This is a genomic window from Chondromyces apiculatus DSM 436, assembly GCF_000601485.1.
GTDB classification, from domain to species: domain Bacteria; phylum Myxococcota_A; class Polyangia; order Polyangiales; family Polyangiaceae; genus Chondromyces; species Chondromyces apiculatus.
Map to the genome: position 1 here is coordinate 127925 of NZ_ASRX01000011.1, position 12948 is coordinate 140872.

Sequence of the window (12948 nt, forward strand, 5' to 3'; positions counted from 1 at the left end):
CGTGACCTTCTCCTCTCCGCCCTCCCCCTCCCTCTGGCCCCGCGCCTTCCTCGTCCTCCTCCTCGCCGCCCTCGTGAGCCCCACCGGCGCCCGCGCCGACGCTGACCTCGTCATCGAGAACGGCACCGTGCGCGACCCCCAGGGCGCCACCGTCTCCTACGAGATCGGCACCCTGCTCGTTCCCGAGAACCGCCAGGTCCCCGGCAGCCGCACCATCAGCATCGGCTTCGCGCGCATCAAGGCCCCGCGTCCCACTGGCGCCCCGCCCGTCTTCTGGCTCCCCGGCGGCCCTGGTCTGACCGTGCTCGGCGCCTTCACCGACAGCGACCCCGCTTCCCAGGGCCGCCTCAAATCATGGCTCACCTTCGGCGCTGCGGCCGACCTGGTGATCCTCGAACAGCGCGGCTACACCCGGCGCGGCGAGATCCTCGACATCAAGTCCGAGGCCTTCCCCCTCGACAAGCCCGCCTCGGTGCAGGCCGACGCCGAGGCCATGCGCGCGCTCGCCCGCGCCGCTGTCGCCGCGCACCCGGACAAGGACCTCTCCGGCTACACCATCGCCGCGTTCGCGGCCGACGTCGACGCCCTCCGCCGCGCCCTCGGCTACGACAAGATCAGCCTCTTCGGCGGCAGCTTCGGCTCGCAGTGGAGCCTGGCGGTGATGCGGCTCTACCCTGACACCGTCGCCCGCGCCGTCCTCTCGGGCGTCGAGCCGCTCGACAATGGCTACGACATGCCCTCGCACGTCCTCGCCGCCCTCCAGCGCATCGCCTACGACGCCGACCGCGACCCCCGGCTCGCCCCCTACCTGCCCCCGGGCGGCATCATGGAGGCCGTGCGCGCCCTGCACCAGCGCTTCGCCGCGGGTCCGGTGCGCGTCGAGGTCCGCGACGAGGCCGGTGAGGCGCAGACCGTCACCCTCGGCGCCGAGGACCTCCAGCTCGCGCTTCTCTCCCACACCCAGGAAGGCGCGCAGTGGCCCGCCTTCATCCTCTCGCTGTACCACGCGCATTACGACGCCTGGGCCCGCGAGGTCATCGACGAGCGCAAGCCGGGCACCATCAAGCTCATCGGCCCCCTGGTCGACTCCAGCCTCGGCGTGAGCCCTGCGCGCGAGCACCGCCTGCGCACCGACCCCGCGGTCGCCCTCCTCGGCACCTGGAACTTCGCCACCAACATCGCCTCGGCCCCCGACTGGCCCAGCCCCGACATGGGCGACGACCTGCGCAAGCCGGTCGAATGCACCATCCCCACCCTGTTCGTGCACGGCGACTGGGACACCTCCACCCCCATCGACAACACCCTGGGCCTGCTCCCGTACTTCCGCAATGGCCACGCCATCCTCGTCCACCGCGCCGGCCACGACGGCACCTTCTACCAGCTCCGCGGCGAGCCCGCGGTGAAGCAAGCGGTCTACGAGTTCCTCAAAACGGGCGAGATGAAGGATCTTCCCGTCGAGGTGACCTTGCCGGTGCCCGAGTTCGCGCTGCCCCCCTTCCCACCGCCAGCGCGCCGCGATCCTCCTGCGCCGTGAATGCACGCGCAAATCGCGCACCGCCCGCCCACACCGCGAATGCACGTGCGAATCCTGCAGCGCCGCGTGAGCCCGACGCAGCGCCGCACGTCTCCGCGAGCACCCACCCTCAGGGGTTCTTCTCGAACTTCTTTCGCGCCGTCTGGGCGCAGGCGATGATGAACGCGTCGTAGCTCCCGGCCGTGGCGTAGCCCTCGAGCGAGCCCGCATAAGCCGTCGCCAGCGACTGGATGCGGTCGACGCGGGCGGTGAACTTGGCCGATGCCGCGGTGCCCTTCGCGTGCTTCGAGAGCGCGTCGGTGCAGCCGCTGTAGCGCCGCTGTAGCAGCCCGATGTGGGCCGCCATTCCGTCGTTCAATGTCTTGAACGCCCCGAAGTGGCTCTGCTTGTGGGGCGGGAAGAACCGCACCGCGTACATGATCTTCCCGTTCTTCTTCTCGACGCGGCCCACGTATTCGGTGTGGCTCGCGCAATTGCAGGCCGCCTTGGCCTTGGCCTCGGTGGTGTACTCCTCCCAGGTGCGGAAGGCCGTGAACATCTTCCCCTTGGCGCGCTTGTGGTTGCCGACGTTGTAGTTCTTCATCGACTTGGCTTCCCAGCCGACCTCGCCGGCGATGTGCCCCACGAACACCATGGCCACGTCCTCGTGCAGGTACGCCGGGTCCGACGCCCCGAAGGACGAGATCCAGAAGCTCTTCACGGCGAGGTAGAGGTCCCGCTCTCCCGAGGGCGTGGTCACCGGGTCGACGAAGAGGTCGTCGTCGGTCGAGCCGCACGTGCAGGTGACCCTGCCCGTCGACGTGGTCGCGATCGACGAGGGCTCCGGGCGCGGCGGCGGCGGCGCGGCCTCCTGCTCCGGCAGCACCGCGTCGACGAGGCTCTCCACGAAGGCCACCGGGTTGTAGTGCCAGACCAGCGGCTTCGCCGGGAGCGGCACCTTGGCGGCCGCCGCATCCTTCCAGAAGACGTACGGCGACAGATCGTCCTTGAGCCCGAACGTCGACCAGCGGCCCTTCATCTTGGGGATGGCCTTGTCGAGATCGATGCCCCACTCGCTCACGAAGCGGCAGGCGATGCGGCGCACCTGCTTCACGTTCTTGTTCCGCGACGCGTAGAACTTCTGCAGCTCCTCGGAGGTGAGGATCTCGTCGCTCTCGAAGAAGCCACTCTCCTGATCCACCATCCCCACGATGGCCCGGTTGTCGATGTTGTAGTCCTCGTTCGTGTCCTCCACCGCGGTCCAGTCCGGGTAGCGCTTGGTGTCCGCGAAGAGGTTCTCCTCCGAGAAGATCTCCCAGTGGATCATGTTCGCCCGGTAGCCGCGCGACCCGTACTGCCCCATGGTCCAGAGCAGGTCGCCGGCCTTCACCGGCCGGTCCACCATCACCACGTCGCCCGCCAGGAGCTTGGAGAGCAGCCCTGCGTCGAGCGGCGCCGCCGGGTCCACCGTGGCCGCCTCGGGTTCGAGCCAGTCCGGGCTGTAGCGCACCCACCCCGCCCCGCCGCTGGCGCGGGTCGCCTTCCACCACGGGTCGGAGGTCGTCTTGTCCGTGACCACCAGCACCTCGCCCTTCGTGAGCGGGCCGATCAGGTTGGTCTTCGAGGCGCTGGAGGGTGACGAGCGGAAGTTCAGGTCGGCGATCTTCACCTTGTACCGGTTGCTCGTCGCCGGCGCGGCGGCCTTCAGCCACGGCACCGCGTGGAGCTGCGTGTTCTTCTGGGTCAGCTCCTCGTGGTGGAGGTGCATGTACAGCGCGAAGAAGTGCTTCTTCGCCTTCTCTCGCTCGATGGTGTGGCGGGTGATCACGAAGCTCGTGCTCCCGTAGGCGCCCACCGCCTTGTCCGTGGCCTGCGGGAGGCGCGCCGCGATCACCCGCCCGGGCGCCACCGCGTGCACGGCCGTGCGCGGGTCCTTGTGGACGTGCACCCCGCCGTGCCAGACGGTGTTGGTGCCCATCGGGAAGTAGCCGCTGCGGATCGTGGCCTCGGTGTGGGTGTAGTAGCTCTCGACGACCTGCTTCGTCCCCCGCGTCCCCAGGCCCAGGTTCACGGGCAGGTGCAGCTCGCTGCCGCCGTCCTCTTCGAGGCGGTGCCAGTCGAACGCGGGGCCGATGTCCCATTTCCCCTGCCGGAAATTGATGTGCGACGCGATCCCCTTGAAGGCGCGCGCCTCCTCCTTGGACGTGAACAGGACGTGGCGCGCGGCCTTGTCCTGCGCCCCCTCGGCGCTCAGGAACTTGTAGGGGATGTTGTGCTTGCCGGTGAGGTACTTGAGCAGCTTCTTCAGGCTCGCGTACTGCGCCTCCGTGAACGTCGCGAAGTACCGCTGCCCGCGCCACGGGCCCGTCAGGGTGTGGAAGAGGTGGGTGTCCTCCTTGGTGCAGTAGCTCGTCCCCGAGTACGTGATCAGCCCATTGCCGCTCTCCTTGAGCCACCCGAAATTGGAGATCTCGATGGCCACCGAGCGCTTGGAGTTGAATTCATTGCCCCCGATGCAAGGGTCCGCGTCGCTGCCGCCCAGGTGATACGACCAGCGCGCGTCGTCGAAGAGGCGGTAGAGCGTGCCGTCTCGCGCGAGCACGTACGAGACGCTGACCTTGTAGTCCTTCTTGGTGAGCGTGGGGATGTCGCCCGTGAGCTGGCCGGCCGTGTAATGCAGGACGACGAGGCTCTTCTCGACCTCGGTATCGTAGTAGTACGACGTGTTCCCGTCGGCCCGCACGCAATCGACGACGTCGACCGAGGTGCCCCCGCCGCTCAGCGTCTTCGGGGTGAGCTTGTAGCCACCGCTCCCCGACGTCTGGAAGAAAGTCTTCTCGTTCTTGGTGATCTTGTCGACGAGGGTGCTCATGTTCCTTGCCTCGCGCGGGTCACGTTCAGACGGAGAACTCGAAGGGCGGCAGCACTTCGAGCGTATTGAGCGCGACGACCCCCTCCGCCGACCGCGCCACCTGCCGGGTGCCCATGTGCACGACCTCGGCCCGCTTCGCCCTGGGCACGGGCTCGGGCGGAGGATCCTCGGGCTCCGGCTCGGCGGCGCGCTGCTCCTCGGGCTCTGGTTCGAGGGGCTCCCACTCCGGGTGCCCCCCGCCGCTGCCGTCGTCGTCGGGCGCATCGGGCGGCTCTCCGTCGCCCTCGCCGTTGCCGACCAGCGCGCTCCCCTCGATGAACGCCTCCTCGTCGACGTCCCCGAAGTACTCGCGCAAGAGGGATAGGTGGCTCATCGTCTCCTCACCCCACGCTCAGCAGCCATGCTCGTCGAAGAGCGCCGATGCCGTCGCCTCGTCGAGCGTCCCCGTCTCCTCGATCTCCTTCACCCGCTGGAACGCCGCGAGCGCCTCCGCGAGGTCCGCCGCCTCCCCCCGCGCCTCCCCCCGCGCCTCCCCCCGCGCCTCCCGCAGCAGCCGCAGGTTCCTGAGCCGCGCCTCCGCGCCGCCCGCGCTGTCCGGAGGATCGAGCTTCCCGAGCGCCAGCGTGTACGACTGCTTCTGGCGCGGCAGGAACAAGGTCACCTCCGCGAGGTCCGCGGGCACCTCCGCCTCCAGCTTCCCCTCGCTGTCGGTCTCCCCGGTGACGCTCTCGCGCCCGATCTGCAGCTCGTACGGCTCGTTCTTCAGCGGCTCCAGCGCGCCCGTGAGCCGGAGGTGGAGCGCCACCTTCTCCAGGTGGATCTTGAAGTGATGCCGCTTGTTCGTCGCCGCCGCCGCCCCTCCGGGCTCCTTGTCGGGGATGAAGAGCGTGTCCCCCGGCAAGAGCACGTTCGGATCCTTGCGCTTGTCGCGCAGCGTCGCGTTCTCCGGGTGGCTCCAGATGTCCTTCCAGAGATGCCCGTGCTTCGCGGCGATGGTCGCGAGACACTCTCCTTGCTGGACGCGGTGATGCATGGCGTATCCCGTGAAGTTGAAGCCACCCTGGGACGCGCGGACCCCTCTAGGCCCGGCGCCAGCGCTTGCCGTCGAAGTCGGGGAACGACACCTGACACGTGCCAGGATCGATCCCTGCGAGCCGCGCCGCCCCGCGCGCATCGAGCCGCCCCTCCCGCACCGACCCGTCGGGCAGCTCGACCCTGTACCTCCTGAACGCCACCGGGCGCTGCGGATCGTCATCCGTGGTCAGCACGATCTCGATCCACGCGCTCTCCTCGCGCCGCGGCCCCGTGTCCGCCGCCGCCTCCTCCTCGTCCACGCTGCCGGCCCGCGGCACCAGCCGCGCCCCCTGCACCGCCACGAGCCGCCCCTCGCGCAGCGCCTGCCGCACGATGCCCTTGAGCTTCTGCCGCGCCTCGATGTCGTGGTGCCACGGCCGCTCCTCCCCCAGCGCCGCGGCGATGTCGGCGAGCGTCGCCGCGCCTGCCGCATCCCCCCACCCATCCGGGAACCACGCGTCGACCTGGAACGCTGCGGCACTGGCGTTCAGGACCGTGCCTTCGTGGTCGAGGCCATCCCCCGGCGCGCCATCCCAGCGGCTCCGCTGCAAGAGCCAGAGGCTCTCGTGGGCTTCTTCGATCCGCCACCTGCGCACCGCCATGGGTGTCCACCGCCTCCGCGCCGGAACACGCGCGTGAACACGCGCCTGATCATCGATGCTAAGCGCACGCCAGCGCGTCTGGCAAGGCTCACACCCACGCCCCACGGGCAGAGGCGTGCGCAACTGGCGCCTCCATGCCTCCGCCCATGGAGCTACCCTGCGTCCCACGCTGACGCGCGCCTGACGCTGATCCTGCTCCGCCAACGCCCCCCCGGGAGACCCTCGACCATGCTCCTCGTCCGGAGAGAACAGATGGCCGTCTTCGATCAGGTCTCCGTGGACGCGTTCGAGGACGACATGGCCGCGCACGCGAGGCGCTTCTTCCCGCGCCACCACCGCGTCCTCGGCGAGCCCACGCTCCGCGAGGTGGCCCGCCTCGGCGCTGCCCGCGCGGCGCGGCACGGCTTCACCAGGAAGCGCGACGCCTGCCTGTACTTCAACCTCATGCTCAGCCTCGGCAGCGGCTTCGACGTCGACGTCCAGTTGCCGTGGGCGGCTGCCGCGCTGAGCGACCCCGAGCCCCGCACGCCCTCTGCGCGCGCCGACAGGCTCGTCGCCCGCGCCATGGACCACCTCCAGCGCCTCCGGGGCCCGGGCGGCGCGTACGTGGCCAGGGCGCGCGCGCGGGTCCTCGACGCCCTCCCCGCCCTCCAGCGCGACCCTCCTCGCGTCAGCGCCGGCGCGGACGCCGCGGCCTTCGCGGCCTTCGCCCTCCCCTGGCTCCGCGCCCTCCACCCCAGGAAGGTCGACCTCGCTGGCGAGCAGCCCATGCGCGCCCTGCTCGCCCACGCCCTCGCCACGGCCGGCGCCCACGGCCTCACCACCGCCCATGGCGCCGCGCTCGTCGCCCTCCTCGCCTTCCTCCTCGGCAGCGGCTTCACCGAGGACCCGCAGGCCGCGTGGGCCACCGCCATCCTCGCCGACCGCAGCCGGAGCGAGGCCCACCGCCTCGCCCACCTGCACGAAGCGGCCCTGCCCTTCCTCGACGCCTGGATGACCTGACCTCCCGCTCTCCCCGCGCCCCTCCCGGAGACCCACCATGGCCGAGACCGACACCAACCTCGACGCCGCCAACCAGGCCGCCAGCACGTACGAGGCCACCAGCGCCTGCCCCTGCGACTACACCGTGGAGGTCAAGGTCGTCACCCGCGCCGGCCTGATCCCCATCGAGGGCGCGCAGGTGAAGCTCGACGGCGCCTTCCTCGGCAACACCAACGCCGAGGGCATCGCCGGTACCAGCGAGCCGCGCGAGCAGCGCAGCGTCGCCATCGAGGCCGTCTACGTCAACGCCGCCGAGAACCTCAAGCGCGAGACCTTCGAGCTCCGCCTCGACGCCGTCGACGGCCAGGCCGGCACCTACACCCCCGGCGACTGCACCAACACCATCCTCAAGATCCGCGACGTCCTCGGCACCGGCACCGCGGCGCTCTCCGGCGACGAGGACTTCGTGGACACCTATCCCCCCGACGACGACATGATCACCTTCGACGCCGCGACGAAGCGCTTCACGGTGCTCGTCAAGATGGCCACCCTCTCGCTCGCCGTCCCGTACCGCAGCCAGCGGGAGGGCACCGAGACCCTCCAGAACGGCGCGGTGCTCAGCGGAGACATCCTGTGCATGCCCACCTCGACCGAGATGCTCCTCTCCTACTGGGGCGTGCAGGACGCGGAGGGCGCCGGCCTCACCCGGAACGACGTCATGCAAGGCACCTACGACGCCTCGTCCAACCCGTCCACGACCTACCCCACCCCGTGGCAGCGCTGGGACGAACTGCGCGCCTGGACGGGCACCGTGGTGAGCGACCCCCTCTCCGTCGGCTCCTCGATCCCGAGCGGCGCCGATGGCGCCGACGTGCCGAGCGCCACCGCGAACGGCATGCGCGACCAGCTGGCGCTCGGCGAGCCCTTCATCGTGAGCATCGTGGGAGGCCACATCATGTGCATCCGCGGCGTCGTGGTGAAGCACGACGACGAGGTGCAGTGGGTCATCGCCAACGACCCCTACGGCAACCTGAACAGCCCCAACTCGGTCTACGACACCCTCGACATCGGCCAGTCCGTCGGCGCCGGCGGCGTGAACGACCCCGCCGACGTCTCGGCGGTGCAGGACGTCCTCCGCGCGCTGGGCAAGTACGACGGCCCCACCAGCGGCATCGCCGACGACGCCACCATCGACGCCATCCGCGACTTCCAGGGCCGAGGTGGCGACGGCCGCGTCGACCCCGGCGGCGGCACCGAGGGCCGGCTGAACAGCGAGGTCGGCGAGGGGAACAAGTCCTGGTACACCGACGCCGAGGGCGAGCGCAACACGGCCTCCGGCGACGGCTCCGCGCGCGGCAAGCACGTCTATTACAACGGCGACACCGAGAGCAGAGACGCCCAGAACAACCCCTCGCACCTGCGCTTCAATGCCAGCTCCAGGCTGATGATCCTGAACCACAGCCCCTCCCTCACCCCCGAGGAGGTCGCCCCCCACCTCACCGACGGCGTGGTGCCCCAGGAATGACAGGTCATTGACCGCCCGCGGATGCGTCAGCGAGGGTTCCAGCACGAGGGGGCGCACACCTCCGCGTGAACGGAAGAGAGCCAGATGCGTCGTCGACAGCGGTGGTTGCTGGTGGGAGTGGCGGGGTTCGTGGTGGCCGTGGGGGGTGTGGCGACGAGGGCGCGCCGGGGCCGGGGGAGCCGGACGCGTTCTGCGAGGGGGCGCTGGAGGGCACGCTGCTGCCGGAGCAGGTGCAGGGCGACTGTGCGTCGCTGGTGTGCGACGGCGCTGGCAGACGGATGCTGGCGGCGCTGGAGAGCGACACGCCGGATGACGGGAACCCCTGCACGGTGGACACCTGCGCGGGGACGACGCCGCAGCACACGGCCCAGACCGAGGTGGCCTGCTACTCGGGGGCGGAGGGGACCGAGGGGGTGGGGCGCTGCCAGGCAGGGGTGCAGCAGTGCGACGCAGCGGGACAGCCGGTGGGGGGCTGCGAGGGCGAGGTGCTCCCGGCGGTCGAGAGCTGCGCTGCCGGCGGCGTGGACGACGACTGCGATGGCCTCGTCGACGAGGAGGCCTCCCCGGCCGTGTGCGGCGACGGCTGCACGGCAGCGGACGAGGCCTGCGACGACGGCAACACGAGCAACGACGACGGCTGCACCTCGACGTGCCTCAAGGAGGAGGTGCTCGTGATGTCGCTCGGGGGCAGTCATGCCTGTGCGATCCTGCATGATGGCCGGGTGAAATGCTGGGGCTACAATGGCTCTGGCCGGCTCGGCCTCGGCGACACCCTGGATCGCGGGGACGGTCCAGGAGAGATGGGCGACAGCTTGCCCGCGGTGAATCTGGGCACGGCTGCGAGCGCCACCCTGGTCGGCGCGAGCCTGGGCTACTCCTGCGCCCGTCTCGCGGCGGGCAACATCAAGTGCTGGGGCACCAACGAATACAGCCAGCTCGGCGTCGGCGGTGAACTCAATCGCGGCACCTCCCCGGCCGACATGGGCGACAACCTGCCCGCCGTGAAGCTCTACTCCAGCACCTGGTGAGGCGCGCGCCCGGGTCGCACCGTGGGCTTCACGGGACGGCGCGACACTTGACCCCTCGCGCCGCACGTACGAGGTTCCCGCGATGCTGGTCGCGTCCTGTCATTGCGGGCTGGTGCGTGTCGAGGTCGCGTCCACGCCGGAGTATCTGAACGAGTGCCACTGCTCCATTTGCAGGCGGTATGCCGTGCGCTGGGCCTATTACCAGGAGGACCAGGTGCGCATCCGGTGCGAGCCCGGCGCCACGGAGACCTACATCTGGGGTGACAGGATGATCGCGTTTCACCGCTGTCGCGCTTGCGGGTGCGTGACCCACTGGAAGGACCTCGACCCGAACCAGAAGCGCATGGGCATCAACACGCGCCTCATGGAGCCCGCAGACATCGCCGACGTGCCGGTCCGGCAGCACGCGGGGCCGTCTTCCTGACAGGGGAGGCGACGAAGGGCTGTCAGGTAGGGACCAGGCTGACACCCGGGGATGCGGGCCGGGCACGCATCCTCCATGCCAGCAGGCCCGGTCGGGGGGCTTGAGCGCAGGCAAGGAGGTCGGAGCGTTCCGGGTCGTCGACCTTCTGGAAGGACGAGAGGTCGGAGCGTTCCGGGTCGTCGTTCTTCTGGAAGGACGAGAGGTCGGAGCGTTCCCTGCTGCCATTCTGCTGAAAGGAGGTGAGGTCGGAGCATGGCCCACCTCCTTCCCGTGCTGTCGGTGGGGGTGATGCTGGCTGCGGTGGTGGCCGCGCATACGGCAGGTGGGGGGATGGTGAGCGCGGTACCCTCTGCGTGAGGTCCGCTACTAAAGTTTTTTTTCGAAAGACACGAATGTTTTTCTTCGCGTGTCCGTCTTTATGAGCACGGCAGCGCAATGGCTGCCGCAAGGAGAACATTGTGAGTCAGCTCAAGACCATCCCGCGCCCCGAGAAGTTGACGGTGGCCCGTAGCCTGCATGAGAACCTCTTGGCCCGGCAGAGCAGTGGCCCTGCGGAGCCTGGGCTCGATGCCTACATCCCGCTGCTCGCGAGCCTGATCAGCGGGCTTTCCAGCCATGTCGAGGGGAAGACGGCCGCCTCGGCCGAGCACCAGACGCTGCTGGCGCGCGCGGAGGCGGCCGATGGCAAGGTCGATACCCTCTACCGGCACATCGACAGCTACCTGGCGGTGGAGGGGAGCGTGCAGCGGGGGGAGCTGTCCCTCGGGGCCAAGGCATTGCGCGCGGCGGCGTCGCCCGATGGGATGGCGCTCGTCAATGCGCGTGTCCCGGAGGAGAATGCGTACTGTCGCAGGATGCTCGAGACGCTGCGGAACCCGGTGAATGCCGGGATCCTCGCGGGCATCGAGATGCCGATGGCATGGCTCGACAGGCTGGAGGAGGCGCTCGACGAGAGCGAGGCGGCGCAGAAGGAGCTCGACGGCGTGCGGTTCGACAAGCGCAAGCATGTGGGCCTCGGGCGCAACGTGGAAGAGGAGTGGGTGGACGTGGTGGGGCGGCTGCGCAGCTACATGGACAACCGCGCCGGTCGGTACGAGGCGGTGCGGCAGACCGAGGGGGAGGAGCTGATGGATCCCCTCGACAAGGTGCTGCGGCGGATGCGCGCCGAGGCAGCCGCGCGGAAGACGCGGCGGGACAAGGAGGAGAAGCCCCCGGCCGGCGAGCCCACGACGCCGGGCAAGACGGTGGACGCGCCGCGGGCGTGAGGCCTTAAGGTGAGGGCCGCGCTCCCGGGCGCGGCTCCGCCGTTCAAGCGGTGAGGCTCACTCCTCGACCTCGCCAGGCACCCACCAGGGGCCGAACGCGATTTCACCAGAGAATGGCGGCAGGGTGGCGCAATTGTCGTCCTGCGCGGTCGCGGTCAGCGCGGGTCGCGTGCCGATGGTCTCGAAGACCTCCACGAAACGGCGCACCGGGTCCACGAGCCAGATCCAGGGGACGCCGGAGCGGGAGCTTGAGCGCCACGTCGTCGCGCGCCGTGCGCGGGACGCCGGGCTCGAGGATCTCGCCGGTGAGGTGCTCGGGCAGGGCGCGGATCTGGGCGTAGAGATCGTCGAAGCTGGGGGCGGCCTGAGCGGGGTGGCCCATCGGGGAGCCTATCGCCAAGGCCGGTCGGGGGCGAGTCTCAGCGGCTGGCGCCGAGGAAGTCGGCCTTGGTGAGGGGGACGCCGCTGTTGCGGAGGATGTCGTAGGCCGTGGTGACGTGGAAGTAGAAGTTCGGCGTGGCGAAGGTGAGCAGGTAGTTCTTGCCGGTGAACTCGAGCGACGTGCCGTTGGGGAAGGGGAGCTTGATCTCGCGCGTCTCGCTGCCTTCGAGCTTGCTGCCGTCGACGCTGCGGAGGAAGTCGATGGTCTTCTGGATGCGCTCCAGGAGCTCGGGGAAGGTCTCCTCGGTGTCGGGGAAGACGGGGGCCTCGATGTCGGCGAGGCGGGCGACACACTTCTTGGCGCCGTCGCTGGCGATCTGCACCTGGCGGGTGAGGGGGTGCATGTCGGGGGCGAGGCGGGCCTGGGTCAGCTTGGCGGGATCGATGTTCTGGGACTCGGCGTGCGCGACGCCCTTCTTGAGGACGGACGCGAGGCCCTCCAGGCCCTGAATGAAGATGGGGATGGAGAGCTCGTGCATCGAGAGGGACATGGTGGTGGTTCCTTGGGGGGTGCGGGGAGATCGTGTCGCCCTGCGCGCAGCATCGGGGGTAGCGACCAACGGGAGCGTAGGGGCCGAGAGGCCCCTGCTCCAGGGTACGCAGTACCTTAGCGGCCGCCGAGGAAGTCCATTTTGCCGATCGGGACGCCCTTCTGGCGGAGGAGGGCGTAGGCGGTGGTGATGTGGAAGAAGAAGTTCGGGAGGGCGAAGGTCAGGAGGAAGCTCTGGCCGGTGAAGTCCATCTTGCCGCTGGGGAAGGTGAGGGTGATCTCGCGGGCCTCGCTGTCCTTAACCTTGGCGGCGTCGATGCTGCGCAGGAAATCGAGGGTCTTCTCGATGCGGGCTTGAAGCTCGGGGAAGGTCTTCTCGGTGTCGGGGAAGCTCGGGACCTCGATGCCGGCGAGGCGGGCGGCACACCCCTTGGCGCTGTCGGTCGCGATCTGCACCTGGGCGGTGAAGGGGAGCATGTCGTCGGTGAGGCGGGCCTCGGTGAGGCTGGCGAGATCGAGGTTGTTCGCCACGGCGTGGGCCTCGGCCTTCTTGAGGATGGACGAGAGGTTCTCGAAGGCGCGGATGAAGATGGGGATGGAGACGTCGTACATCGAGAGGGACATGGGGTTGCTCCTTGGTGAGGCGGGGAGGCTAGGGATTCTTGGCCGGGTCGTCCACGGTGGGCTAGGGCCGTGCTTCCCGGGCGCTGGCGCGGTCCGCTGGGTGAAGCGG

Annotated in this window: 13 protein-coding genes; 6 read left to right on the forward strand and 7 right to left on the reverse strand. The window is 69.7% G+C overall.

The window, feature by feature from the left end; translation table 11 throughout:
• Nucleotide 1 precedes the first annotated feature (1 nt).
• The gene (locus CAP_RS08375; RefSeq protein ID WP_081864678.1) at nucleotides 2-1534 is read left to right on the forward strand and encodes an alpha/beta hydrolase; all 1533 of its coding nucleotides are present in this window, start codon (nucleotides 2-4) and stop codon (nucleotides 1532-1534) included.
• A 109-nt stretch (nucleotides 1535-1643) separates the two neighbouring features.
• On the opposite strand, the gene CAP_RS08380 is transcribed toward CAP_RS08375, so the two are convergent.
• From CAP_RS08380 to CAP_RS44010, 4 genes are read right to left on the reverse strand one after another with little or no spacing between them, the layout of a single operon-like run.
• The gene (locus CAP_RS08380; RefSeq protein ID WP_044238255.1) at nucleotides 1644-4385 is read right to left on the reverse strand and encodes an N-acetylmuramoyl-L-alanine amidase; all 2742 of its coding nucleotides are present in this window, start codon (nucleotides 4383-4385) and stop codon (nucleotides 1644-1646) included.
• Nucleotides 4386-4410: 25 nt separating this feature from the next.
• Nucleotides 4411-4758, reverse strand: coding sequence for a hypothetical protein (locus CAP_RS50040; protein ID WP_044238259.1), 348 nt, complete (start codon nucleotides 4756-4758; stop codon nucleotides 4411-4413).
• An 18-nt stretch (nucleotides 4759-4776) separates the two neighbouring features.
• Nucleotides 4777-5418, reverse strand: coding sequence for a LysM peptidoglycan-binding domain-containing protein (locus tag CAP_RS08390; RefSeq protein ID WP_044238261.1), 642 nt, complete (start codon nucleotides 5416-5418; stop codon nucleotides 4777-4779).
• Nucleotides 5419-5464: 46 nt separating this feature from the next.
• Nucleotides 5465-6061 (reverse strand): hypothetical protein, encoded by a 597-nt coding sequence (locus tag CAP_RS44010; RefSeq protein ID WP_052374505.1) that lies wholly within the window; start codon nucleotides 6059-6061, stop codon nucleotides 5465-5467.
• Between the two features lie 252 nt (nucleotides 6062-6313).
• Here CAP_RS44010 and CAP_RS08400 point away from each other — a divergent pair, with 252 nt between their 5' ends.
• From CAP_RS08400 to CAP_RS08420, 5 genes are all read left to right on the forward strand, one after another.
• The gene (locus tag CAP_RS08400) at nucleotides 6314-7063 is read left to right on the forward strand and encodes a hypothetical protein (RefSeq protein WP_044238264.1); all 750 of its coding nucleotides are present in this window, start codon (nucleotides 6314-6316) and stop codon (nucleotides 7061-7063) included.
• 37 nt (nucleotides 7064-7100) lie between these two features.
• Nucleotides 7101-8567, forward strand: coding sequence for a C39 family peptidase (locus tag CAP_RS08405; RefSeq protein WP_044238267.1), 1467 nt, complete (start codon nucleotides 7101-7103; stop codon nucleotides 8565-8567).
• A gap of 65 nt (nucleotides 8568-8632) precedes the next feature.
• Complete coding sequence (locus CAP_RS08410; protein ID WP_156040604.1) at nucleotides 8633-9595, forward strand: hypothetical protein; 963 nt, start codon at nucleotides 8633-8635, stop codon at nucleotides 9593-9595.
• 82 nt (nucleotides 9596-9677) lie between these two features.
• Complete coding sequence (locus CAP_RS08415) at nucleotides 9678-10019, forward strand: GFA family protein (protein ID WP_044238273.1); 342 nt, start codon at nucleotides 9678-9680, stop codon at nucleotides 10017-10019.
• 458 nt (nucleotides 10020-10477) lie between these two features.
• Complete coding sequence (locus CAP_RS08420; RefSeq protein WP_044238276.1) at nucleotides 10478-11284, forward strand: hypothetical protein; 807 nt, start codon at nucleotides 10478-10480, stop codon at nucleotides 11282-11284.
• A gap of 103 nt (nucleotides 11285-11387) precedes the next feature.
• On the opposite strand, the gene CAP_RS47750 is transcribed toward CAP_RS08420, so the two are convergent.
• The 3 genes from CAP_RS47750 to CAP_RS08430 all read right to left on the reverse strand — a co-directional run bounded on the left by CAP_RS47750 (nucleotide 11388) and on the right by CAP_RS08430 (nucleotide 12839).
• The gene (locus CAP_RS47750; RefSeq protein ID WP_231511211.1) at nucleotides 11388-11666 is read right to left on the reverse strand and encodes a hypothetical protein; all 279 of its coding nucleotides are present in this window, start codon (nucleotides 11664-11666) and stop codon (nucleotides 11388-11390) included.
• Nucleotides 11667-11703: 37 nt separating this feature from the next.
• Nucleotides 11704-12216: a DUF1993 domain-containing protein gene (locus tag CAP_RS08425; RefSeq protein ID WP_044238279.1), complete on the reverse strand. Its 513-nt coding sequence runs from the start codon at nucleotides 12214-12216 to the stop codon at nucleotides 11704-11706.
• A 116-nt stretch (nucleotides 12217-12332) separates the two neighbouring features.
• The gene (locus CAP_RS08430; RefSeq protein ID WP_044238282.1) at nucleotides 12333-12839 is read right to left on the reverse strand and encodes a DUF1993 domain-containing protein; all 507 of its coding nucleotides are present in this window, start codon (nucleotides 12837-12839) and stop codon (nucleotides 12333-12335) included.
• Nucleotides 12840-12948: the final 109 nt, after the last annotated feature.

What these genes read in the sequence shown, in the direction of transcription:
- CAP_RS08430 (WP_044238282.1), bottom strand. Translation starts at nt 12,839, where the DNA reads ATGTCCCTCTCGATGTACGACGTCTCCATCCCCATCTTCATCCGCGCC.
- CAP_RS08405 (WP_044238267.1), top strand. Translation starts at nt 7,101, where the DNA reads ATGGCCGAGACCGACACCAACCTCGACGCCGCCAACCAGGCCGCCAGC.
- CAP_RS08390 (WP_044238261.1), bottom strand. Translation starts at nt 5,418, where the DNA reads ATGCATCACCGCGTCCAGCAAGGAGAGTGTCTCGCGACCATCGCCGCG.
- CAP_RS44010 (WP_052374505.1), bottom strand. Translation starts at nt 6,061, where the DNA reads ATGGCGGTGCGCAGGTGGCGGATCGAAGAAGCCCACGAGAGCCTCTGG.
- CAP_RS50040 (WP_044238259.1), bottom strand. Translation starts at nt 4,758, where the DNA reads ATGAGCCACCTATCCCTCTTGCGCGAGTACTTCGGGGACGTCGACGAG.
- CAP_RS47750 (WP_231511211.1), bottom strand. Translation starts at nt 11,666, where the DNA reads ATGGGCCACCCCGCTCAGGCCGCCCCCAGCTTCGACGATCTCTACGCC.
- CAP_RS08415 (WP_044238273.1), top strand. Translation starts at nt 9,678, where the DNA reads ATGCTGGTCGCGTCCTGTCATTGCGGGCTGGTGCGTGTCGAGGTCGCG.
- CAP_RS08400 (WP_044238264.1), top strand. Translation starts at nt 6,314, where the DNA reads ATGGCCGTCTTCGATCAGGTCTCCGTGGACGCGTTCGAGGACGACATG.
- CAP_RS08425 (WP_044238279.1), bottom strand. Translation starts at nt 12,216, where the DNA reads ATGTCCCTCTCGATGCACGAGCTCTCCATCCCCATCTTCATTCAGGGC.
- CAP_RS08380 (WP_044238255.1), bottom strand. Translation starts at nt 4,385, where the DNA reads ATGAGCACCCTCGTCGACAAGATCACCAAGAACGAGAAGACTTTCTTC.